This is a genomic window from Novosphingobium sp. AAP1, from assembly GCF_001295765.1.
Classification (GTDB): domain Bacteria; phylum Pseudomonadota; class Alphaproteobacteria; order Sphingomonadales; family Sphingomonadaceae; genus Novosphingobium; species Novosphingobium capsulatum.
The window spans coordinates 15596-39858 of the sequence record NZ_LJHO01000003.1 but is presented as its reverse complement, the minus strand read 5'-3'; the positions used below and the strand labels follow the sequence as shown (position 1 = coordinate 39858).

Below are 24263 nucleotides of genomic sequence, written 5' to 3'. Positions count from 1 at the left end.
ATGCGTCAGATCAGGCCGGCCCCGTCCAACTGCACCACGGGCACCATGCCGCCTTCCGGGCGCGGCGGCAGGGTCAGGACCAGGCCATCGGCATCCTGGCGGAACGGCACCGGCCCGCCGCCGAGCAGGCGCGCAGAGGCCACTTGGCCCGCCTGCTGGCCCAGCGACGCGATCCGTACCGGCGCATCGGGCCATTCCAGCATCGCGGCAAACAGCGCGCCGTGCTTGGTGGTAAAGCGGATATCCTGCGCGGTGAATGGGCCAGACTTGCCCTCTGCCATGATGCCGGTGTCCAGCTTGGTTGGCCCTTCGCCATAGCGCCGCCACGGGCGGCTGCCATGGATCATGGCATCGCCGTGCACCGCCATCCAGGCGGTGATCCCGTCCAGGATCTTGCTCTCTTCGGCATCATAGGTGCCATCGCCGCGCAGCGGAATCGACAGCAGCAGGTTGCCGTTCTTGGATACCACATCGACCAGGCGCTGGATCACCTGATGGGCCGGCACATAGGATTTCTGCGCGAACCGGTCGCGGTTGTAATGCCAATCGCCGATGCAGGTGCAGGTCTGCCATGGGCGCGGGCGGATATCGGCGGCAAAGCCGCGCTCCACGTCTTCGACCACGGCGCGCTGCTGGTAATCGCTCAGCCGCTTGGCCGTCAGCACCACGTCGGGGCTGCCGTGCCAGGCAGTGGCCTGGTTGTAGAAATGCGCGGCGGCTTCCAGGCCATAGTGATCGAACGGCAGGCCGTAATCGTCGAAATAGACCACGTCGGGGCGGTAGCGCTCCACCAGGTTCTTTTGCCGCGCCAGCCAGCGCGCGGCAAAGGCCGGGTTGCGCGGCGGCACGGTTTCCAGCCACTGCCCATCGTTGGCCTGGTGCCACTTGTCCATCGCGGCATCGCTGGTGATGCCATCGGGCGGGGCCATGTTCGGGCCGGTGTAGAGCGCCTGGGGATCGAGGCCCTGCCACCAGGTGCCCTGCCCGTGCTCGCGGCGCAGGTGCCAGGCGTCATAGCGCTGCCCGGCATGGGGCCCTTGCGCATCATAGCCATAGGCGGTCTGCCACCAGTGCCAGGCATGGCTGGCATGGTTCGACACGCCGAACTTGAGGCCCGCCCCGCGCGCCGCCTTTTCCCAGCCGGCGATCAGATCGCGCTTTGGCCCCACGCGCGTGCTGTTCCAGCCATGATGATCGCTGGTGAACAGGTCCAGGTTGTCATGGTGGCAGGCCATCGCCATGAAATAGCGCGCACCCGCCGCCTTGTAGCGTTGCACCAGGAAATCGGGATCCCAATGCTCACCGCGCCAATCGCCGATCACGTCGATGAAGCCGTGCGCCGTGGGATGGCCGTAGGTGGCAACCTGATGCTGGTAAGCCGGGGTGCCGGGAATATACATCGAGCGGCCATACCAGTCGCCACGCTCGGGCTGGCACTGCGGGCCCCAGTGCGCCCAGATGCCAAAGCGCGCCTCCCTGAACCACGCCGGCACCTGATAACCGGCGGCCAGAGACTGCCAGTCGGGCGCCAGGGTGCCTGGCCGGGCAGGATGGCCGCCCGCAGCAACGCGCGCCTGGCCCGCGCCACCCACGGCGAGCGCCGCCAGCCCGCCACCCAGCACGCCGCGCCGGCTGGCGCCGAGCCATCCCCCGGCCATCAGCGCACCACCTCGACCGGCGGACGCGCCGCACTGCCCTTCATGCCGGCGGGCCATTCCACCTGGCCGCTGGCATCGTTCCAGCGCACCACGGTCTTGCCGGCCTGGCTGGTCTTGTAAGCATTGGTCTGGCCATCATCGTCATAGAGCGTGGCCTCGCCATTGGCGCCGGCAAAGGCGCGCAGCTTGGCAATGCCCTGTTTTTCCGCGGTGGAAAGGATCGGCGTGCCCAGCGGCACCACGCTGCCCGCGCGCACGAACAGCGGGATATGAGCGATCGGGGCATCGGCCTCGATCGTCTGGCCGCCGGCAAACTTGCGTCCGGTCCACCAGTCATACCAGTCGGTGCCCTTGGGCAGATAGACCGGGCGGTGGGTCTGCCCCTGCCGCGTGACCGGCGCCACCAGGAAAGCCGGGCCGAACATGTACTGGTCCTTCACCGTCAAGGCCTGGGCATCGCCGGGGAAGTCCATGAACAGCCCCCGCATGATCGGCGCGCCGGTGTCATAGGCATGGCGCGCGGCGGCATAGGTATAGGGCAGCAGCGCATAGCGCAGGCGCAGCGTGTCAGCCAGGATCGCCTCTGCCGCCGGGCCATATTGCCACAGCGCCGTGCCCGGCCGCTGGCCATGGATGCGCAGCGTGGGGGTAAAGGTGTTGTACTGGAACCACCGCACGAACAGTTCGGGGTAGTCCTTGTAATCGGGCGCCATCGCCGTGGCGCCAGCCGGATCGACCAGCGGCGCCGTCGTCGCCTCGCCCGCGCCGCCGGGATACTGCCAGCCACCAGTGTCGCTGCTCCAATAGGTCATGCCCGACGCGGCGGCGTTGATCCCGGTAGGGATCTGGCGCTGCAGCGCTTCCCACGTGGCGTCCACGTCGCTCGACCAGAACAGGCAGCCATTGCGCTGCGCGCCGAGATAGGCCGCGCGACACAGGATCATGTTGCGCTTGTTGGGCCGGTCCTGCGCCGAGCCATCGGCCACACTTTGGGTGTGCAACAGCGGGAACAGGTTGTGATAGCGATCGCCCGAACCGATCGAATAGAAATAGCCGTCCGGCACCAGATCGGGCTCGGTCTCGTCCAGCCAGGTCCAGTCAAAACCCTGGCTCAGGATATTGTCGCGGATCTGGCTCCAGAACCACTTGCGCGCGGCCGGCACGGTGGGATCGATCAGCGCGCCCGCCCGGTCAGAGCGGATCGGCAGGCCATCGACCGGCTTGCCATCCTTGTCGTGCAGCAGCCAGCCCTTGGCGGCGAGCGTATCGAAGTTCTTGGAAACCTTTTCGAAACGCGGCCACACGCTGATCAAAGAGCGCATGCCCATGGCGTTGAGCTGGGCATTCATGCCCTTGGGATCGGGAAAGGCGCTGCGATCGATGTCGAGGTTGCCCAGCGCCGTCCAATAGAACCAGTCGAGCACCATGATATCGAGCGGCAGGTTGCGCGCGCGATAGCCCTTGGCAATGTCGAGCAGCTCGGCCTGCGTTTCATAGCGCGCCTTGGACTGGATCAGGCCCAGCGCGGCCTTGGGCGGCAGCGGCGTGGTGCCGGTCAGGCGGGCATAGCCGGCATAGATCTCGTCGGTGGTCTTGCCAGTGATCACGAAAAAGCTGACGCGCTCACCCACGTTGGATTGCCAGTGCGTCTTGCCATTGACCCCGGCCGAAACCGTGGTGGCGGAAGGGTTGTCCCAGACGATGCCATAGCCCTTGCTCGTGACCATGAAGGGCACGCAGACGCTTTCGCCCTCGGGCGCATCATAGTTGTGGCGGCAATCGATGGTGCGGCCGCGCAGATCGGCAAAGCCCTGCTGGTTCTGGCCCAGGCCCCAGAAATGCTCATCAGCCGTGGTGGAAAAGCTCGCGCCCACGCGGAACGTGTGCTCGCCCGAAACATCGTGCGGGCTCATTTCCCAGCTGTTCATGCGCGTGAGCGCGGCGCCGCCGGGGCGGGCAAAGCCGATCGAGACGCTGGGCAGCGACGGCGCGAAATAGCGGGCCATCATCGTCGGCGCGCTGGGCCAGGGCTGCGCATCGACGCGCACTTCCAGGTCGCCGGAACGGAACACGTCAGCCCCGTTGTCGCTGGCATGGGTCCAGCCAGCGGCATCGGGCGTGGCATTGGGCCCTTCGCCCGGCGCGCTACGCGCCACGTCGGGATCAGTGGCGATGGTGACGCGCACGATATTGGGGGCATAGGGTTCGATGCTCACCGCCGCGCCGTTGCGATCGAGCACCGCCAGCGGCGCGGCCAGGGCCGGCACCGCGCAACCGGCCTGCAACAGCAGCGCGAGGGTGAAGATACGTGCCTTGGCCTTCATGCGATTGGTCCCTTCCCGTCTCGTTAATTCTGTCGCAGCCAAACCGTGGTTCAACCCGCGCAGTGAGTGATAGCGCTATCATTATGGTGCCGATGCTGGCTTGGCAACTGGTTATCGCGCCTTGCCTTTTCCCGGCCGGTGGTCAGCCCAGCGCCGCTTCGCGCTGGGCGTTGGCGATCCTGCCGCCGATCCTAGCAAGGTGATCGGCCTGGCTGGGCATGGCCTGTGCTGCGCGCCCGATCAGCTCGCGCATGCCGCGCAGCATCTGGTCCAGTTCCAGCGGGCGCAGGCTTTCGGTCAGCGGATCATGGGCCTGGGGCATGGCGCCCTGGCCGAGCAGCACCGCCAGCCAGCTGGCGTCTTGAAACAGATCGGTTTCGCGCGACAGCAGCCGCCCGCTGCGGCGGAACATGGCGATCTTTTCAGCGAGTGAGTCCGGGATCGCGCCGGTCCGGCACTGGTCCCAGAACGGTTCGCCGTCGCGTTCGTTGGCGTGATAGTGCAGCACCAGAAAATCGCGGATACGGTCGTATTCGTTGGCAATCTGGCGGTTGAACTCGGCCATGGTCATGGGGTCGAAGCCCATGTCGGGAAACCAGTTGAGCAACTTGGCCACGGCAATCTGGACCAGATGGATGCTGGTCGATTCCAGCGGCTCCAGAAATCCGGCCGAAAGGCCGATCGCCACGCAATTCTTGGCCCAGCTCTGCACGCGGCGGCCGGTGGTAAAGCGGATCAGGCGCGGATCGGCCAGCGGCTGGCCATCCAAATTGGCCATCAGCGCGGCATGGGCCTGGTCATCGCTCCAATGCTCGGCGCTGTAGACCATGCCGTTGCCCATGCGATGTTGCAGCGGAATGCGCCATTGCCAGCCGCCCTCATGAGCAGTCGAGCGCGTATAAGGGCGCATGAGGTCGACACAGTCGGTCGGCACGGCCAAGGCGCGGTTGCACGGCAAAAAGTGCGTCCAATCTTTGAACGGCACGCCCAGCGCCTCGCCCAGCAGCAGGCTGCGCAGGCCCGTGCAATCGATAAACAGATCGCCATCCAGCATGCCGCCATCGTCCAGCCGCAGACTGGCGATGCGGCCACTCTCGCCATCGAGCACGACTTCTTCGATCAGCCCTTCGCGGCGCTCCACCCCGCGCTCTTCGGCCAAGGTACGCAGATGCTGGCCATAGAGCGTGGCATCGAAATGATAGGCATAGGAAAATGTCGAATAGACCGAGCGTGGATCGCCATCGGGCTGCCGCATCTTGCCGGCATAAGCGGCCTGTTCATTGAGCGAGAACGCGCCGAGCGGGGTATCATCACCCAGCGCCTGGGCGCGCAACCAGTGCTGGTGGAATTGCGTGCCGCCAAAATCGTTGCCCTGCCGGCCGAACGGGTGGAAATAGCTGTGGCCTCGCGCGCGCCAGCCGGCAAATTCGATGCCCAGCTTGAACGTGCCCTTGGTCGCTTGGAGAAACGCCGCCTCGTCCAGCCCGATAACCTGGTTGAACGTCTGGATCGGCGGGATGGTCGCTTCGCCCACCCCGATCGTGCCGATGGTTTCGGATTCGACCAGCGTAATGCGGCAACGGTGCGGGGCAATCGTGCGCGAAAGCGCGGCAGCCACCATCCAGCCGGCCGTGCCGCCACCGGCGATGACGATGGAACGGATGTGGGAAGGCGCGGTGTCGTGCGGCATGAGGTGATCCGATCGGTCAGGCCGCGGCCTGGCAATGGCGGGCAAGGTAAAAGCGGTGATCGGGTGCAGACCGGCCCATGCGCGCCAGATCCTCGCGGCGGCGGGCCATGTGCGCGCGCAGCATGTCGATCGGCAGCGCGTCGATCAGCGGATCGTGGCGCTGCGGCCAGACGCCATTGCCCAGCAGGATCGCCGCCCAGCTCGGCTCTTGATAGGATTCCCCATCGAGCAGCGGGATCTTGCCCGTCGCGTGCCAGCTATCGAGCTTTTGCTGCAGGGTATCGGGCAGGTCCATGGCGCGCGCGGCCTGCCAGAACGGCTCGGGCCGCTGCGACACGCAATAGTGGGCGATGATGAAATCGCGGATGCGGTCCCATTCCACCTGGCACACGCGGTTGTATTCGGCCGCCACGCGCGGATCGAAATGGCGATCGGGAAAAAACTCGATCAAGCGGCCGATGCCGTTCTGGATCAGCTGGATGCCGGTGGATTCCAGCGGCTCCAGAAACCCGCTGGCAAAACCCAGCGCCACGCAATTGCGCTGCCAGAATGCCTCGCGCCGCCCGGCGGTAAAGCGGAAGCGGCGCGGATTGGCCAGTGGCGCGCCGCCCAGGCTGCCCAGCAGCGCCTCTTCTGCTGCTGCATCGCTCATGTGGGCAGAGGCATAGACGATGCCGTTGCCCTCGCGGTGCTGCAACGGAATGCGCCATTGCCAACCCGCCGCCAGCGCGGTGGAGCGGGTGAACGGCGCGGGCGGATCTTGCCGCGCCGATGGCACCGCAATGGCGCTGTCGCACGGCAACCAGTGCGACCAGTCGACATAGCCCGCGCCCAGCCGCTTGCCGATCAGCTCGGCGGCAAAGCCGGTGCAATCGATGAAGAATTCGCCATCCACCACCTGCCCATCGGCCAGGTGCAAGGCGCGGATATGCCCGGTCTGCGGATCGAGCGGCACATCCACCACGCGGCCTTCTACCCGCGTCACGCCCCAGCTTTCAGCCAATGTGCGCAGATAGCGGGCATAGAGCACCGCATCGAAATGATAGGCGTGGGCATAGCGGGGCTGGCGCGGATCGGCCGGCGTGAACTTGCCACGCTGTGCCAGGGCATAGGGCGCGGAATAATCGTCGATCGGTGCGGCTTCGCCCGATCGGGCCAGGCGCAGCCAATGATGGTGCGGGGCAATCCCACCGATCGGCTCGCCATAATCGCCAAAGCCATGGAAGTGGGTATTGCCTACCTGCCCCCAATCGCAGAACTCGATGCCCAGCTTGTAGCTGCCCATCGTCGCCTGCAGGAAGGCATGCTCATCCAGGCCAAGCCTGTCGTTGAACAGGCGGAACAGCGGCACGGTCGCCTCGCCCACCCCGATGATCCCGATCTCTTCGGATTCCACCAGGATAATGCGTAAGGGTTGCCCATCGCACGCCTTGGCCAGAAGCGTGGCCGCCATCCAACCGGCCGTGCCACCGCCCAGGATGGTGATCGATCGGATCGCTGCCTCGTTCATCACATCCTCTTCCCCGTTCCGGCCCCGGTCTCATGCGCCTGTACGGAACAGGGGCACGAGATAACCGGAGCCGGCCGTGTGGAGCAAGATACCGCCGCTATCAGAACTTCGAGCGGACGAGGAACGCGACGTGGCGGTCGGTTTCTTCCCAGGCATAGCGCGGGTGCAGGCTCGCCGGGCCGACATCGATATAGGTCTTGGCCTTGAGCAGGTTCTGCGCCTGGAGGCCGACCTTGAGATGGCTGTTTACATCGACGATGAACGATGCGTCGAGCTGGCCATAGGCTTCGTTCCACACCGGCTGGTTGACGTTGGCACCGTTGGCGTTGGCCAGGTATTCCGAGCGCCAGTTGTAGGCGAGGCGCGCCGAAACCCCATACTTTTCATAGAGCAGAGCCGCGTTGAACGAATGCTTGGACAGGCCCTGCATCGGCAGGTTGCCCGGCAGCAGGCTGCCCGGCGCCAGCTGCGGGTTGGACGGGTTGCGCCCACCGGTGCTGGCGATGAACGTATAGTTGCCGTTGAAGCCCAGGCCCGACAGCGCACCGGGCAGGCTATCGAAGAACATGGTGTAACCCGCTTCCACGCCCTTGATCGTGCCATGCCCGCCGTTGACCGGGATGTTGACCTGGAAATCCTGCGTCACGCCATTGCGCGTCAGCGTAACGGTCGATGCCTGGGGGCTGATGTAGTTCGACACGTCCTTGAAGAACGCGGCCAGCGTTACCGCATTGGCCTTGCCGAAATAGTATTCGAAGCTGGCGTCAAAGTTCCAGGCGCGGATCGGCTTGAGATAGGGGTTGCCGCCCGTCAGGGTACGGGGGGCGACCACCGCCGGGGTGAAGCCGTCCGCCTGGAAGGTATAGGCATAGGTTTGGTTGGCCTGCAGGTCGGTGAAGCTCGGGCGATAAATCGTCTTGCCCACCGCAAAGCGCAGGATGGTCTTGTCGTTCAGGTAGAACCGCGTGTTGAGCGTCGGCAGCACGTCGGTATAGCTGTTGCGCGCGTCGACCGGGGTCTTGCTGCCATCGCCCACGAACGTCGCGGCATTGACCAGCGCCTGGCACGCCGCGGCGCCATTGGTGGCGATACACGCCGCCGCCGTCTGCGAGTTCGACGAAGACGAGCTGAGCGAGGGCAGGAAGATGGCGCCAACCGCCGTGGTGCGGGTGCGGATCACGCGGACGCCGATGTTGCCATCGAACCGGCCGAGCAGGCCGCTGTCTTCACCAAAGCTCGCCATGGCATAACCGGCCAGCGTCTTTTCGGTCTGGGTGTTGGTGCCATAGGCGTTGTTGTTGCCAGCGCTGCCATTGAAGGCCGCATCGGTCAGCGGCGACCAGCCGCCATTGCCGCTCTGCGTGGTAACCAGATACTTGTAGGCATTGGCCGCGCCCTTGTCGAGCAAGCCAACCGAAGGGAACCAGCCGCCCGGCACATTGACGTTCCCGCCCATGAAGTTGCCGAAATTGAGGCGCGTGGTCTGGCCCGGCAGGCCCACGTTGCCCGGGTCCTGGTTAAGGTAGATCGGCGTGCCGCCACCCCAATAGGCGGTGCTGAGCAGGCCCCAGTTGTAATTGGTCGACTGCGTGACCAAGTCCTTGGCCGTATTGCGCAGGCCAACCTTGAACGACTTGAAGAAGTTGCCGTCATCGAGCGTGTAGGTCACGTCGGCGCGTTCCGCCCACGAGGAGGCGCGGTTGTTCTCGTTGTGCTGCATGGCAGCGTACCAGAAATAGTTAGCCGGATCGCTCAGGCTCAGGCCATTTTCGCTGAAGGTGAGGCTGGGCCGGTCACCAGTCAGGTTGAACGCCACGTTGGGCCGGCCGCCGTTCAGGCCGAAACCGTCGAACGCGGTCATGCTGTAAACGCTGGCGTGCGAGTTGACGTGATCGACATCGACGCTCACCGTCAGGTGATCGGTCGGCGTCCAGAACATGCTGCCATAGAATTCGCGGGTGACCTTGTCCTGCTGGCCAACGCGGCTGTCATAGACCAGCTGCGCGTTGCTTAGCGTGCCCGAGGCCAGGGTGTGCTGCGGCCCAGTGAAGGTGAAGCTGGGATCGAGGCTGAAACCGCCGTTCTGGTCGTTGATCTGCACGGCATTTTCAGCGTCACGCGGCGTCACCTTGGCAATCATGCCTTCAAAGGTGAACAGCAGGCTGGACGACGGCTTGATCTGCAGCACCGCGTCATACGAGTGGCGCACCTGCGTCCATTCGACCGAGCGATAGCCCAGGCCACTGGGCAGGGCCACGGTGGTGCCGGCCGGGAGACCCGATTGCGCCGCTGGCAGCGTTGTCGTGCTGATCGATCCGGTCTGGATCGCGTCGGTGCGGTTGCCGGTCTTGCCGGTGGATGCGGAAAGCTGCAGGCCGATCTGGGTGCCGCCGGGCGTGTCCCAGCGGTGGCTGATCACGGCATTGCCCGAGAAGAAGCCTTCCTTGCGCTTGTCGGCATAGTTCCAGTCACCCGAAACGGCGACGAAGTTCTTGCTGTCGAGCGGCTTGCGGGTGCGCAGGTCGACGATGCCGGCAATGCCGCCTTCGACCATGTCGGCCGACGGGGTCTTGTAGACGTCGACCGCGCCCATCAGGTCAGGCGAGACGTCTTCAAAGCTCAGGCCACGGCCGCTGTTGGCAGAGAACACGTCGTGGCCATTGATTTCGCTGCGCGTCCAGGAAAGGCCACGGATAAACACGCCGCCACCTTCGGCCGGCACGCGGCCGGGGTCGCTGCCTTCCAGGGTGTTGACGTCGCCGGTACGCTGCAGAGTGATGCCGGGCACGCGCTGCAGGGCTTCGGAAACGGTGCGGTCGGGCAGCGCGCCGATGTCCTGGGCAGAGATCGAGTCCACGATCACCTGCGAATTGCGCTTGGTGTTGAGGGCGTTGCTCAGCGAGCCGCGAATACCGGTAACGATGATCGACGGCACGTTCGGCTCGTCGGCAGCGGCGGCCTTGCCGGCGTCTGTGGCGGCAGCGGCTTCCTGCGCATGGGCGGTGCCGGCCACCAGCGAGGCGGCCATCACCATGCTGGACGTGACAAGAAAACCGATCTTGCGCGCATTGCGGCGCGTGCTGCGCCCGAAAACGTTGTGCATAACCCCTCCCAATTAAGGCTATCTCTAAAGAAATGTAGTTTTTACAGATATTTCCATGCCGATCTCAGCGTCTTGAGAGACGCGCGGCAATGGCGAGAAACAGATCTATTTCCCTTAGAGCCCCCTCCTGATTGCTCCGTGTGTCAGAGCACCTCATCTGCGTTAACGCTACCATTTCAACACACGATTCGCAAACCGGATTATTGCCAAATGCCCGCCGTGCTGCGGGCTTGCCGCTGGACAGCCGCATTCGGCAACAAATCGGCAATTTATGCCGCTTTGCATCATTTGTGTTATTTCAACGGTTTAGAATTATCGTATCAATGAGATAACTAGGATTTATCGCACGCGCTTTTGCGGTGCGAGAGGCGCAGAAAATGGGCTCGCGATAGCGCTAAAACGATTGCAGGACTGTGGCAAAGCCGCAACGGTCACCCACTATTCGTGCGTGGTCACCGCAAGAGCGCGTAGCAAAAATGGCGTGACCCGTTCCCCCGCATTGCGCGGGATGGCCGGGTACGGATTAACCGGCGCGTGGCGCGGTCAACGTGGCGTCGGATGCGCGCAGCACCAGCGAGAAATCGACCCGCACATGGCGCGGCGCGCGCGCCTTGGGGTCAAACACGCTGTCCACCAGCAGGCGCACGGCTTCGCGTGCCATATCGGCCACTGGCTGGCGCGCGGTGGTGAGTTCCGGCCAGACATTGGTCGCCGATGCCGTATCGTCGAACCCGCAGACCGATAGCTGGCGCGGCACGTCCAGCCCCATACGGTGCGCCGCGGCGACGGTGGCGGCGCCCATGTCGTCGTTGCTGGCAAAGATCGCCGTGGGCGGCTCGTCGAGCGAGAGCAGCGCCAGCGCGCAATCCATGCCCGAACGGAACGTGAAATCGCCGGTGGTTTCCAGGCGCCGATCGCCATCGATGCCCGCTTCGGCCAAGGCGCGGCGATAGCCGTTGCGGCGCAGGGCGCTGGCGGTCTGGTTGGGCGCGCCGCCGATAAAGCCGATCCGCCGATGCCCTAGCCCGGTGAGCCGCGCGGTCAGCGCATAGGCGGCCGCCTCGTCATCGATGGTTACGGCATGGGCCAGCGGCGACGGTGCCCCGGTGGCGACCTGCGCCATGACGAGCCCGGCGCGGTTGATGCATTCCAGCAGCAGCACATCGTCAGACAGGGGCGGCGGCAGCAGCACGGCATCAACGCGGTGCGACAAGAGCTTGGCTGCCAGCGCTTCGCGGCTGGCCTCTTCCTCGAAATGCTCGACCAGCAACTGCGCGCCCATGGCGTTGGCCTGCTCGTTCGATCCGACCAGGAACTCGCTGAGATAGGCCGAACTCGGGTTGGAATGGAGCAGGCCGATGCGGCACTGCCGGCCGCCGGCCAGGCTGCGCGCGGCAAGATTGGGGACATAGCCCAGTTCGGCAATGGCCTTTTCCACCTTGGCGCGGGTGGCCTCGTGCACTTTGGGATCGCTGTTGACCACGCGCGACACCGTCATCGGCGAAACCTGCGCCAGGCGCGCGACATCGGCCACCGTCGGCCCACGCGCGCCCCGGCGTTGCCCACGCTTGACGCGGCCGTTGTCCTGATCAGTCATCCCCGCCGTCCTAAGCCCCGCCAATGCGGCATGCAAGCGAAACGGCCAACCCGATACCAAATTGATACCGCTATCGCGCGGCGCGTATCGGCCAGGCGAGAGACGGGGCGATCAGGGTATCGGCATAGTGAAGGGGCTCAGCGGGCTGCCATCGGCATCGAACAGGTTGACCACCGGGCTATCTGCCCAGAGATACCGCAGTGTCACGTCACCAGTGCGCACGGGGATGGCCACCGTATCGGGGGCGTCCAGCTTTGCCGGGGCAAACCGGCAATGGCCTGCCGCATCGCACAGCTCAAAGCCGATCGGCACGGCATCGCCGATCACCCGCAATGGCCGGTTGAAGCGCAGCCGCACCTGGTCGTTGCCCTCGCGCAGCACCACCGGCAGCGCGGCAACCGGCTTGCCGGCCAGGGCCTGGGCCAGCCGTTGCCCCACCGGCTTCTTGCGCGTGGGGTGGATATCATCAGGGTCACCTACGTCGATCGCCACGGCCAGGCCGGCGTCGGGATCGCTGGCCGCTACCTCGCGCTGCGCCTCGCGGATCCGGGGCCAGAAGGCATCGGTTGGGCCAGCCACCAGTGGCCCATAACCGGCAATCTGCACGATACCGAAAGGCCGCGTGGCAAAGCGGCTGCGCCAATCGGCGATCAACGCGCGCAGTAAGCCACGATAGCCGGCTGCATCGCCGGCATTCGATTCCCCCTGGTACCAGGCGATGCCAGCCAGCGGGATATCGCCCAGCGGGGCGATCATGCCGTTATATAGCGTGGTGAGCCCGCTCGCCGCGATCCATGGCGGCATCGGAATCTTGCCGGCACGCGCCAGCGGCATGCCCTGCACCACCTGCCATCCCGCAATCGGGATGCTGCCATCGGCCAGTTCCAGGGCCGGCAGGCTATCGCCATGCAGGCCGCCGCCGCTGCCGGTATCGAGCACGTTGACGGTGATCGTATTGGTGCCGGCGTGCAGGCTGCCGGCCGGCAGCGCATAGTGGCGCTGCGTGTTCCAGCCCACGCCCGCGCCCACCGCCACGCCGTTGACCAGCGTCTGGTCGATATCGTCGACCACGCCCAGACGCAGCGCGCGGGCCGCCCGGGCCTGTTGCGCGCTGAGCCTGACCGTGGCGGTATAGGTGGCGGTGCCGTCAAACCGGGCATAGGCTGGATCGCCCCAGTCTTCCCACAGCTTGCCCACGTCGGCGCTGCGGGCCGCCCCCTTCCCCGCCGTGCGCGCGAAAAAGGTATGCAACTGCTTGCCCCAGGCCTGCTCGGCCGCAGCAGGATCGCGCCGGCGCAGGGCGAGCAGCTCCAAATCATCGTCGTGCCCACCGGCTTGGCGCACGGCCGCCGGTGACATCCAATCCTCGATGACCGAACCGCCCCACGATGCCGCGATCAGGCCCACGGGCACCTTGCGCGTCGCCTGAAGGCTGGCGCCCATGAAATAGCAGACGGCAGAAAAATCAGGCGTGCTTGCCGGGCCAGCCGGCGCCCAGGCTACACCCGCACCGAATTGCGGCTGCGGTGTCAGGCTGCTTTGCTTGGGCACGTTGAACAGGCGCAGATCGGGATTGGCGCTGCCCGCAATCACCACATCGGCATTGGTGGCGTGGCGCAGCGTGAACTCCATGTTGGACTGGCCCGAACACAGGAACACGTCGCCAAATGCCACATTGGCAAGCTGCGTCTGCTGCCCGGTCGACGTGGCAAAGTGCAGGCGGTGGCCGCCGCCCGCAGCCTGCGCAGGCAAGGCAATCTGCCATGTTCCATCGGCCGCCACGGTCGCGTCGGGCAGCGCGCCCCCGTCCAGGCTGGCATGGACCACGCTGCCCGGCTCCCCCATGCCGCGCAGGGGCACCGGCTTGCCCCGCTGCAACACCACGTTATCGGTCAGGACCGGCGCCAAGGCAAAGGGCGCGGCCTGCGCCGCCACGGGCAAGGCCAGCAGCGGAAAGGCGGCGGCAACAACGGGCACAGCAAGGCGAAATGGACGCATGGCCGACAGGGCTCCTCTCTTACGGCCAGCCCAGCACCATCGTCATAGTGGCCAGCGGCGGTTTGTTTGTCGCGGGATTGTTAGCGCTATCTTGACGACATTTCGAGCGCAAATTATGCCTCGTCCCCGCAAACAAAAACACAACGGCAAAGGCCAGGCAGCGCACCGCTCGCCCAGCCACCGCCAGGGAAGGAGAATGTCATGCCTGGAATCCCGTTCCGTGGCGCGCGCCGGTTGGCCTGCACTACCCTGGCCAGCGTCCTGGCGCTCGGCGTGGCCGCGCCGCTCCACGCGCAAGCGCCGGCTGCGGCCAACGCCGCCGCTACGCCGCTGGCGAGCGGGCCTTATCACTGGCAGACAGTGCCATTTGGCGCGGGCGGTTTTGTCGACGGGTTTCTCTATCATCCGCGCACGCCGGGCATTCTCTATGCCCGCACCGATATCGGCGGCATGTACCGCTTTGATTTCGAGAACAAACGCTGGATTCCCCTGCTCGATCACCTGGGCCGCGACGATGGCGATCTGATGGGCATCCTGAGCTTTGCCGTTGATCCCAACGCGCCCGACCGCGTCTATGCCGCTGCCGGGCTTTACCTGTCGCAGTGGAGCCGCAAGGGCGCGATCCTGCGCTCTGACGATCGCGGCCGCACCTGGCAGAAGACCGAACTGCCGATCGGCGTAGGTGGCAACAGCGACGGGCGCGGCACGGGCGAGCGGCTGGCGGTCGATCCTCGGCAGGGCGACGTGCTCTATTTCGGCTCCAACCGCGACGGCCTGTGGAAGAGCACCGATCGCGGCCTTACTTTCGCCCGCACCGGCGCAAAGGTCGGCGGGTTTAGCCTGGTGGCGGTCGATCCCGCGGCGCCCGGCCAGGTCTGGGCCGGATCGACGGATGGCACGGGCGCGCTGATGCTGAGCCGCGATGGCGGCGCCAGCTTTGCCGCCGTGCCGGGCCTGCCCGCGATGGTGCCGCAACACCTGGTGTTCGGCCGCGATGGGAGCCTCTATGTCACCTTTGCCGGGGGCGACCAGGCCAGCACGCTCAACCCCAGCAATATCAAGACCGGCGCGGTGTGGAAGCGCGATGGCCGCGATGGGCGCTGGCACGATATCACCCCCACCCCGCCCGCGCCCGGCCTGCCTGGCGGCTTTTCCGGCGTGGACCTGGCCAGTGACGGCACGCTGGCGGTCTCGACCATCGATCGCTGGGCGCCGGGCGATGATATCTATCTTTCGCGCGATGGCGGCGCGCACTGGGATGCGCTGTCGGGCCATGCGCGGCACGATCCCGGTGCCTATCCCTGGCTGGTCGATTACATGAAGGGCCGCGACACCATGGGCCACTGGCTGGCCGATTTGAAATTCAACCCGTTCAAGTCCGACGAGATGATCTATGGCACCGGCTATGGCCTGTGGATCAGCCGCAACCTTGCTTCGGCCAAGCCGGGCGAGCCGGTGACGTTCGATTTTACCGTGGGCAATCTGGAAGAGGCCGCCACGCTGCAGATGGCCTCTCCAACCGGCGGCGCGGCCGTGCTGGCCGCCTTTGGCGACGTGGGTGGCGGCGCCTGGGAAGACCTGGCGCGCACCCCGCCGCGCAAGGGCCTGTTCACCCCGGCAAGCGAGACCAATTTCAGCATCGACTATGCCGGGGCCAAGCCGGGCAGCATGGTGCGCCTGGTCGATCATGGTCCCAGCTATGGCTATACCACCACCGATGGCGGCGCGACGTGGACACCGTTTGCCAGCGCCGCCTATCACCCGCCCGCCCCTGGCGGCGATTGGCGCAGGCCGGGCGTGGCAGCGATATCGGCCAAGGGCACCACGCTGGTCTGGGCGCCGGAGAAGGATGGGCTCTATGTCTCGAAAGACATGGGCAAGACCTGGCAGCCTTCCACCGGCATCGCCGCCCGGGCCGATACGTCCTATCTGCCCGTGGCCGACAAGGCCGCCGATGGGCTGTTCTATGTCTATGACCAGGCCAGTTCGGCGGTGCTGGCCAGCGGCGATGGCGGCAGCAGCTTTACCACCCTGATCGCAGGCCTGCCCAAGGTGGAAAGCTGGCAGAAGGGCACGCTGGCAGTGGTGCCCGGCCGGGTGAGAGACCTGTGGCTGGCGCTGCCGATGGGGCTGTTCCATTCGCCCGACAGCAAGACCAAGGTTACCCAAATGCGCAAGGTGACCGAGGCCTGGCTCGTCAGCTTTGGCGCGCCGGTGGTCAAGGACGCGTATCCCGCGGTGTTCCTGTGGGGCAAGGTCATGGGCCAGGAAGGGCTGTGGCGGTCTGACGATGCCGGCGCCAACTGGGTGCGGATCAACAGCCCGGACCAGCAGTTCGGCACCTTGCGCGCGATCGCGGGGGACATGCTCGATCCCGGCACGCTCTATCTGGCGCCGCATGGGCGCGGCATCATGGTGGGCATGCCGGCCAACAAGCCGCTGCCCGTGGCCGGCGCGGCACCGGGTGCAGCCGCCGCATCTGCCTCCGTCCCTGCCGCCACCGCCACTCGCCAGATCGCCGTTGACGTGGCGCGCGATGGTGGGCCGATCGATCGGTTCTTCGATCTCTCGATCGGGTCAGACTATCCCGGCACGCTGCGTCGCCCGGAAAACATGGCGCAGCTCAAGCTCGCGAGCGAAGAACTGGGCTTTCGCACCATCCGCTTCCACGACATTTTCCACGATGCGCTGGGCACGGTAAAGCGCGTCAACGGCAAGATCGTCTATGACTGGACCGCGATCGACGCGCTCTACGATGATCTCAAGGCGCGGCACCTGCGCCCCTTCGTGGAACTTGGCTTTACCCCCGATGCGCTGAAAACCTCTGATCAGACGATCTTCTACTGGAAAGGCAATACCTCGCACCCGCAGCCCGGCCCGTGGCGCGATCTGGTCGATGCCTTCGTGCGGCACATGATCGCGCGCTATGGCCAGGACGACGTGCGGCAATGGTATTTCGAGGTGTGGAACGAGCCAAACCTGGCCGGCTTCTGGGAAAACGCCGATCAACAGGCCTATTTCGATCTCTATCTGCTGACTGCCAGGACTATCAAGGCGATCGATCCCCAGCTCAGGGTTGGTGGCCCGTCCACCGCCGGCGCGGCCTGGGTGCCCGAACTTCTCGCCGCAGTGAAAGCCAAGGGCGGCACGATCGATTTCGTCACCACCCACACTTATGGCGTGAATGGCGGGTTTCTGGATGAAATGGGCAAGGACGATACCAAGCTCGATCCCAGCCCCCAGGCGATCACCGGCGATGTGCGGCGTGTGCGCCAGCAGATCGACGCCTCGGCCTTTCCCGGCTTGCCGCTTTATTTCACCGAATGGAGCACCAGCTATACCCCGCGTGACCTGGTGCACGATTCCTACGTCAGCGCGCCCTATATCCTGTCCAAGCTCAAAAGCGTGGAAGGCGCCGCGCAAGGTATGAGCTATTGGGTCTACTCCGACCTGTTCGAGGAGCCGGGCCCGCCAACCACCGAATTTCACGGCGGCTTTGGCCTGATGACCAAGGATGGCATCCGCAAGCCGGCGTGGTTTGCCTACAAATACCTCCACGCCCTGCAGGGCCGCCGCGTGCCGGCTGACGACGCGCAAAGCTGGATCGCGCGCGACGGACGCAAGGTGGCCGCCGTGGTGTGGGATTTCGAGCAGCCCGCCCAGCCGACCAGCAACCGCAGTTTCTTTGGCAAGCTGGTGCCCAATCATCCGGCGGCGCCGGTGCGCCTGGCGTTCAGCCACCTCGCGCCCGGTCGCTATCGCTATACCCTGCATCGCACCGGCTATCGCGCCAACGATGCCTATTCCGCCTATATCGACATGGGCGCGCCCGAGCGGCTGACCCCGGCCCAGCTTGCCAGCCTGGCCGCACTGGCCCAGGACAAGCCCGAAGCGAGCGAGACGGTGACCGTCAGCGCCGATGGCCAACTGATGCGCGACGTGGCGATGCACAGCAACGATGTCACGCTGGCGACGCTCGAACCGGTGCAGTGACCATGCGCAAAGCGGCGCGGAAAGGATCGCTCCCTTCCGCGCCGCCGCGCTGGTTCCGTCAATCAGCCCCGCGTTGCCGCGCTCAACCGGCGGCCGAGCGAAAGCGCGACCACGCCGGCAACGATGGCACTGGCCCGGGGATGGTTGCGCACCAGCTGCTCGCCGCGTTCGATCAGAACCACTGCCCGGTCGATCGCCCGGTCGATCGTCTTGCCGACCAGGCCTTCCACGCGGCCTTCGATGCGGCGGCTCTGGCCGCGCAGGCGGGTGGCATCATCGCCGGTAACCGTGCCGATGCCCTGTTCGATGGTGCCGGCCGCTTCCTTGATCGCGCCCGAAATGCGATGTTCGTTCATGATCATGCTCCTTGCGTTGGAACGTTGGTCAAAGTGGTGATGGCTTGGCTCAGGCGTGGTTGCGGCGGGTGGCGGCAACACCCCCGGCGGCGGCAGCGCTGGCGCCCAGCATCATCACCACGAACAGGGCAAAGGCAGTGCCGGCGGCCAGATCGGCGCCCTTGCTGCCAGCATCGATCGCGGTATCGATCGCGCTCTGCTTGGCGGCCAGGAACTGCTGGCGGGCCTTTTCGACGCGGGCCATGGCTTCGTCGGGCGAGATCTTGTTCTGCGCCGCCACGATCATCGCTACGCGCTGTTCGGCCGCGCGCCCCTCTTCACCGCCCTTGGCCATGGCCGGCAGTTCCGCCACGATCGCCTTGCGGCCCTGTTCCGGCGTCATCGCGGCCGGATCGTTGGGCGTGGTATCGAGCAGCGCAGAAACCTGCGCGTCGACATCGGCCTGGTCCACGCCGGCCGCCTTGGCCACCGTGGGCGTGACCGCGCTGGCACCACTGGCCGCTGCCGTGGCCACGCTGCCCACCGCGCGGAACGCCCCGCCAACGATGCCGCCCACCGCCGAAGAAAGCAGGTAGAAGGTCAGCAACAGGGTCAGGCCCCAAATTGCCAGGCCATGCATCACGCCATCGACCGGGCGGCGGCTGCGCGATACCAGCGTGGCGCCATAGGCACCGGCGGCCAGCGCCAGAATGCTGCTGACCGTCCACCAGACCAGCGCGCCCAGGCCAAGCCCGCCGGCACTGGCGCCGCTCGCCGAACCGGGATTGATCGCGGAAAAGCCGATGCCGGCGCCAAGCAGGCCCAGCGTCACTTCAATGGCCAGCGCGATCACGGTGCCGGCCATCAGGGCCGACCAGTTCATGCGCGGGGCCAGACGGTCGTCAATGCGACCGTCAACCATGGTCGTTGCCATGCAAATCTCCTGCGGGAAGAAAGGTATCTTCGTGTGGTGGTGGTAAGAAAGGCGCGGGGCGCGCGTTATGGGCGGGCAGACTTGCGCACGGCCTTGGCCTGCACCTTGCCGGCCAGCTTTTCCGCCGCGCCTTGGGCACGGGTCTGGTCATTGCCGGTGATCTTGCCGATCGCTTCCAGGATCGAGCCCTTCACCTGGCGCACTTCGCCTTCGATGCGGTCTTCGTTCATGGGAACCTCCCATCACGTAGCGCGACCATCGCGCCGATGATGGAGAGATAGGCCGCCCCAATCGCCCGCGAGAGATGCAGAAGTACCAAATCGTATGGTACAAACTGGCCAAATCGGCGGGGCGGGTTTGGTGCTGGCGGCCGTTCTGCGAAACATCAAGCGGGACCCCGGATCAAGTCCGGGGTGACGAAGAACATCTAGCTATAGATTGCCGTCACCCCGGACTTGATCCGGGGTCCCGCTATCCTTTGAGTCAGCGGATCGGGCGCTGCAGCGGGTAGCCGCGCTCGCGTGCCCACAGCACCGCTTGCGCCCGGCGGTTGACGCCGATCTTGGCATAGACCCGCGCCACGTGGTTGCGCAGCGTGTTGCGCGAGACGCCCATTTCGCGGGCGATCGTGGCATCGTCGCCGCCTTCGCACAGCAGGCTGAGCACTTCCTTTTCGCGCCGGGTCAATTCGCTGGTTTCGGCAGGGCGCTCGCTGCCGTGCGGGGCGCGCAGGTTGGCGAGCTTTTCCACCACGGTGCGGCTGAACCAGTTGGTGTCCTTCATCACCGCCTCGATCGCGCCGATCAGTTCCAGCTCGCTGTGGCGGCGTTCGTGAATATCCTGGATCACCCACAGTGTGCAGGTATCGCGCCGCAAGGGAATCGCGGCGGCCGAAACCAGGCAGTCGGTTACCCCGCCATCCTTGCCGCGCACTTGCGCATCGCGCCCGCGAAAGGCGCTGCGTTCCACCAACTGCTCGGCAACGGATGGCAGGAACGTGGCATCGGCCCACAGCTTGAGCGCGGGCATGGTCTTGCCCATCGCCTCGTCCGATGACCACCCGGTCAACTGGTGGAACGCGTCATTGGTATCGCACAGCGTGTGATCGCCGCGCGTGGTGATCGCCATGGCCACCGGCGCGAGGCGGAACGTGGTGACAAAGCGCTCTTCGCTGTGGCGCAGTTCGTTTTCCGCTTGGCGGCGCGGCTCAAGGTCGGCAAACGAGAACAGCATGCACGGCTCATCGTCCAGGTCCACCGGCTGCCCGGCCACAATCACCAGCTTGCGCCCACCATCGGGCAGTTCCAGATCGGCCTGCATCTGCGGGACGGTGCGCGCCTCGCGGATGCGTTCCTTGGCCGTGTCGATATCGGCGGCGTCCTTGAGCACGTCGATCTCATAGAGCGTGCGGCCCAGCACTTCGTCCTTCTGGTAGCCGGTCAGATCGAGGAAACCCTGGTTGACCTTGACATAGCGCAGGTCAGACAGCCGCATGATCACCGCCGGCGCGGGGTTGACGTTGAATGCCCGTTCAAAGCGCAGCTCTGCTTCATACCGCAAGGATACGTCCTGGATGATCAGCACCAGCAGATCGGGCGTGCCGCCAGCGTCCGACAGGATCAGGCTGCGGATCTGGTGAACCCAGCGCGGCTCGTCCTCGCCTTGCGGGATTACCTCGACCACCACCTCGTCGAACGCCTCGCCGGCGATCACGCGATCGAGCGGATAGTCACCGCGCTCCAGGCGGTGGTTGTTGCGATAGCGCAGCTGGAAGCGGCGGCGATAATCGTCAACGTCCGCGCCCAGGTCTGCCAGCCGTTCCACGCCATGCATGACAAGGGCTGCGGGGTTGGCCCAGACGATGCGCTGCTCCGCGTCAACCAGCAGCACCCCCTCGCTCAGGCCGCCAATGATGTGGCGCAGGCGCTCCTGCTCGATCGACGGGTCTGCCGCTGTCTTGTCCATGGGCGCTTCAATGCCCCAGGGCGCAGGCCGATCCCGGCGTTTTTCGGCCTAGTCGAACAGCCGGTGCGGCAGGCGCCAGGCAAGGCCGATGCACGCCAGTTGCAATGCCGCGATCACGGCCAGGGCGGCCATGGCGGGCGGGGCGAATGCCCTTGCGCCGGCAGCAAAATAAAGGCTGCCGACCAGGGCCACGCCCAATGCCGCGCCAAACTGCTGGCTGGTCTTCAACAGCGCGCTGGCCGCCCCGGCATGATCGCGATCGACGCGCGAGACCACGACGGGGCCGACGCAACCCGAGGTCATGCCCATGCCAGCCCCGGCCAGCATCAGGCACAGCCCCACGGCAAGCCAGGGCAAGTGCGCCATGGTAATCCCCCATAGCACCAGCGCCGTTGCCGGCAGCATCACGCCTGCACCCAGCACCAGCACCCAACGGCCGAGGCGGGGCAGCAGATTGCGGCTCATCACCCCGATGCCGAACATCGCGCCAAGCCCATAAGGCACGTGGAGCAGCCCGGTGAACAGCGGCGTCTGGCCGCGTTCGGCCTGCATGGCAAAGGCAAAGACCAGCAGAAAGCCCGCGCCCACCGCGCCGAACACGATGGCCAGCGCCAGCCCCTGGCGAAAGCTGGCAATGGTGAACAGCGCCGGATCGAACAGCGCCGGCCGCCCGGCGCGCACACGCTTGCCGGCGTGGCGCCAGGCGAGCACGCCCAACGGCACCACCGCCACCAGGGGCCACAGCATGGCGCCGCCATGCCCGGTTTCCGCCGCGCCGATCAGGGGATGAAGCAGCGCCGCCATGGCCAAGCCGAACAGCGCCATGCCCACCAGGTCATACCCCGCCGGCCGGCCCGAACGCGCCTCGGGCAGGAAGACCAGGCCGGCGATCACCGCGCCCACGCCCACCGGCAGGTTAATCAAGAATACCGCGCGCCAGCCCAGATCGAACAGGTTGGCCTCGATCAGCAGGCCGCCCAGCACCGGCCCGGCAATGGCGGCAAGCCCGCCGATCACGCCGAACAGCGCCATGCGCGACACCCGCTCCAGCGGGGAAAACATCACCTGCACCATGGCCATCGCCTGGGGCGCCATCACCGCCCCGGTCGCGCCCTGCAACAGGCGCGCCGCCACCAGGGCAGTGCCGGTATGCGCCAGCCCACAGGCGGCCGAGGCCAGAGTGAACCCGGTGATCCCCACCAGGAACATGCGGCGATAGCCAAAGGTATCGCCCAGCCGCCCGCCAGCCATCAACAGCACGGCAAAGGCCAGCGAATAGCCCGCCACGATCCACTGCGATGCCTGGGCATCGGCACCCAGGCTGGCCTTGATCGCGGGCAACGCGGTGTTGACGATCGTCATGTCGACGATCTCGAGCACCAGGGCAATGATCAGGGTGGCAAGCGCAAGGGTCTTTTGGCGGTGGGTCAGGCTATGGGGGTCGATCACGCTCAGATCTTGCCTTCGCGCAACATCGATACGGCGGCATCGGCCGCGCGCGCGGTCAAGGCCATATAGGTGAGCGACGGGTTCTGGGATGCCGAAGAGCTCATCTGCGCGCCATCGGTGACGAACAGGTTGGCCACGTCGTGGGCCTGGCTCCACTGGTTGAGCACGCTGGTCTTGGGATCGCGGCCCATGCGCGCGCCGCCCATCTCGTGGATGGAACTGCCGCCTGCGCCCGGCCGGTCAAAGCCCATGATAACATGGCCGCCGGCCGCCGTGAGCATTTCGGCTGCATCGGCCTTGGCCTGGGCCAGGGCGGCATGCTCTTCCTTGCCATAGGCAAAGTCCACCTTGAGCTGCGGCAGGCCGTTGGCGTCGGTCTTGCTGCGATCGAGCGTGAGGCGGTTGGTCGGCCGCGGCACGCAATCGGCAAAGGTCACCAACACCATGCGCCACGGCCCGGGCTTGCGCAGCGTGTTCTTGTAATCGGTGCCGGTGCCCGCCAGCCGCTTGCCCTGCGTCCACGTGCTTTGCAGCGCGCCACCCTGGAACGAATAGCCGCGCGTGTGGCCAATGCCGTCCAGCGTGTCCATGTTGCGGTAGCGCGGGATGACGATGCCGGTCGGGCGATTGCCGAACGAAGTATGGCCCTCGAACCCCGGCATGATCGCCGCAGCCGAGAGGGTATTGGCGTGGTCCATGATGTGCGTGCCCAGCACACCGCTGGAATTGGCCAGGCCCTGCGGCATGGCATCGGTGGCGGAATTGAGCAGCACGTGCACCGAATTGAACGCACCGGCGTTGAGGAACACCAGCCGCGCGCTCGCGGTCTTGTGCACGCGGGCCTTGGTATCGAAATAGCGCACGCCGCGCGCGCGCTGGGTCGCGGGATCGAAATCCACCGCCTCTACCACGGCGTCGGTGATCACGGTCAGGTTGCCGGTGGCCATCGCGGCAGGCAACGTGCTCGATTGCGTGGAGAAATAGGCGCCATACGAGCAGCCGCGCGCGCAGATCGAGCGATACTGGCACGGCGCGCGCCCTTCCTCGGTCTTGGCCTCGGTCAGGTTGGCGGTCCGCCCCACGGTCAGGCAGCGTTCGGGCCAGCGCTTGGCGATTTCGGCGCGGGCGTGCTGTTCCACCACGTTGAGCGCCATGGGCGGCTGGAACTGCCCATCGGGCAACTGCTTGAGGCCTTCGTGCGCGCCCGAAACGCCCACGAAGCGCTCGACCTTATCATACCACGGCGCCAGATCGGCATAGCGGATCGGCCAATCGGTGCCATGCCCGTCGCGGGCATTGGCGCCAAAGTCATAATCTGACCAGCGATAGCACTGCCGCCCCCAGGTGAGCGAGCGGCCGCCCAGTTGATAGCTGCGGAACCAGGTGAAATCGGTGCCGTCCCCGGTCTGATAGGGGTTCTGCGCGTCGTTGACGAAGTGGCCTTCGGTAAATTCGTTGAAATGGCGGTTGAGCATCTGCACGGGATATTCGCGCTCGTACAGGGCGGTATCGCCCTCCCCGCGGAACGGCATCTCCCACGGCGCCTTCATCTCGGTGTCATAGTCCTGCTGGTGCCGGATCTCGCGCCCCCGCTCGATCATCAGCACCTTGAGCCCGGCCTGGGTCAGCTCCTTGGCCGCCCAGCCGCCGCTGATCCCCGAGCCCACCACAATTGCATCGAAATCCATGGGATAATCCTGTCTGCTC

Annotated in this window: 14 protein-coding genes; 1 reads left to right on the top strand and 13 read right to left on the bottom strand. The window is 65.9% G+C overall.

Annotated elements, in window-relative coordinates:
- Positions 1-5 precede the first annotated feature (5 nt).
- The 7 genes from IP65_RS07565 to IP65_RS07535 all read right to left on the bottom strand — a co-directional run bounded on the left by IP65_RS07565 (position 6) and on the right by IP65_RS07535 (position 13880).
- Entirely contained in the window at positions 6-1658 is a 1653-nt protein-coding gene (locus IP65_RS07565) for an alpha-L-fucosidase (RefSeq protein ID WP_054131299.1), read from the bottom strand.
- Positions 1658-3982 (bottom strand): TIM-barrel domain-containing protein, encoded by a 2325-nt coding sequence (locus IP65_RS07560; RefSeq protein WP_054131298.1) that lies wholly within the window; start codon positions 3980-3982, stop codon positions 1658-1660. The genes IP65_RS07565 and IP65_RS07560 overlap by 1 nt, the downstream gene beginning before the upstream one ends.
- A 142-nt stretch (positions 3983-4124) precedes the next feature.
- Complete coding sequence (locus IP65_RS07555) at positions 4125-5672, bottom strand: tryptophan halogenase family protein (RefSeq protein ID WP_022678405.1); 1548 nt, start codon at positions 5670-5672, stop codon at positions 4125-4127.
- 16 nt (positions 5673-5688) lie between these two features.
- A complete protein-coding gene (locus tag IP65_RS07550; protein ID WP_054131297.1) occupies positions 5689-7182 on the bottom strand; it encodes a tryptophan halogenase family protein in 1494 nt (497 codons plus the stop codon).
- Between the two features lie 100 nt (positions 7183-7282).
- Complete coding sequence (locus IP65_RS07545) at positions 7283-10285, bottom strand: TonB-dependent receptor (protein ID WP_022678406.1); 3003 nt, start codon at positions 10283-10285, stop codon at positions 7283-7285.
- Positions 10286-10808: 523 nt separating this feature from the next.
- Positions 10809-11882 (bottom strand): LacI family DNA-binding transcriptional regulator, encoded by a 1074-nt coding sequence (locus tag IP65_RS07540; protein WP_054131296.1) that lies wholly within the window; start codon positions 11880-11882, stop codon positions 10809-10811.
- A 111-nt stretch (positions 11883-11993) separates the two neighbouring features.
- A complete protein-coding gene (locus IP65_RS07535; RefSeq protein WP_082349927.1) occupies positions 11994-13880 on the bottom strand; it encodes a sialate O-acetylesterase in 1887 nt (628 codons plus the stop codon).
- A gap of 201 nt (positions 13881-14081) precedes the next feature.
- Between IP65_RS07535 and IP65_RS21940 the strand changes: the two genes are divergently transcribed.
- Positions 14082-17873, top strand: coding sequence for a hypothetical protein (locus IP65_RS21940; RefSeq protein WP_231627602.1), 3792 nt, complete (start codon positions 14082-14084; stop codon positions 17871-17873).
- A gap of 62 nt (positions 17874-17935) precedes the next feature.
- Here IP65_RS21940 and IP65_RS07520 read toward each other — a convergent pair whose 3' ends face one another.
- The 6 genes from IP65_RS07520 to IP65_RS07500 all read right to left on the bottom strand — a co-directional run bounded on the left by IP65_RS07520 (position 17936) and on the right by IP65_RS07500 (position 24244).
- Positions 17936-18229 carry a CsbD family protein gene (locus IP65_RS07520; protein ID WP_148291872.1) on the bottom strand — a complete coding sequence of 98 codons (294 nt, stop codon included), beginning with the start codon at positions 18227-18229 and terminating at the stop codon, positions 17936-17938.
- Between the two features lie 49 nt (positions 18230-18278).
- Entirely contained in the window at positions 18279-19142 is an 864-nt protein-coding gene (locus tag IP65_RS07515) for a hypothetical protein (RefSeq protein ID WP_054131294.1), read from the bottom strand.
- A gap of 65 nt (positions 19143-19207) precedes the next feature.
- Positions 19208-19372: a CsbD family protein gene (locus tag IP65_RS20815; RefSeq protein ID WP_082349925.1), complete on the bottom strand. Its 165-nt coding sequence runs from the start codon at positions 19370-19372 to the stop codon at positions 19208-19210.
- 253 nt (positions 19373-19625) lie between these two features.
- Positions 19626-21107 carry a PAS domain S-box protein gene (locus IP65_RS07510; protein ID WP_082349921.1) on the bottom strand — a complete coding sequence of 494 codons (1482 nt, stop codon included), beginning with the start codon at positions 21105-21107 and terminating at the stop codon, positions 19626-19628.
- 48 nt (positions 21108-21155) lie between these two features.
- Entirely contained in the window at positions 21156-22556 is a 1401-nt protein-coding gene (locus IP65_RS07505) for an MFS transporter (protein WP_022678412.1), read from the bottom strand.
- Between the two features lie 2 nt (positions 22557-22558).
- Entirely contained in the window at positions 22559-24244 is a 1686-nt protein-coding gene (locus IP65_RS07500; protein WP_028658425.1) for a GMC oxidoreductase, read from the bottom strand.
- Between the last annotated feature and the right edge of the window lie 19 nt (positions 24245-24263).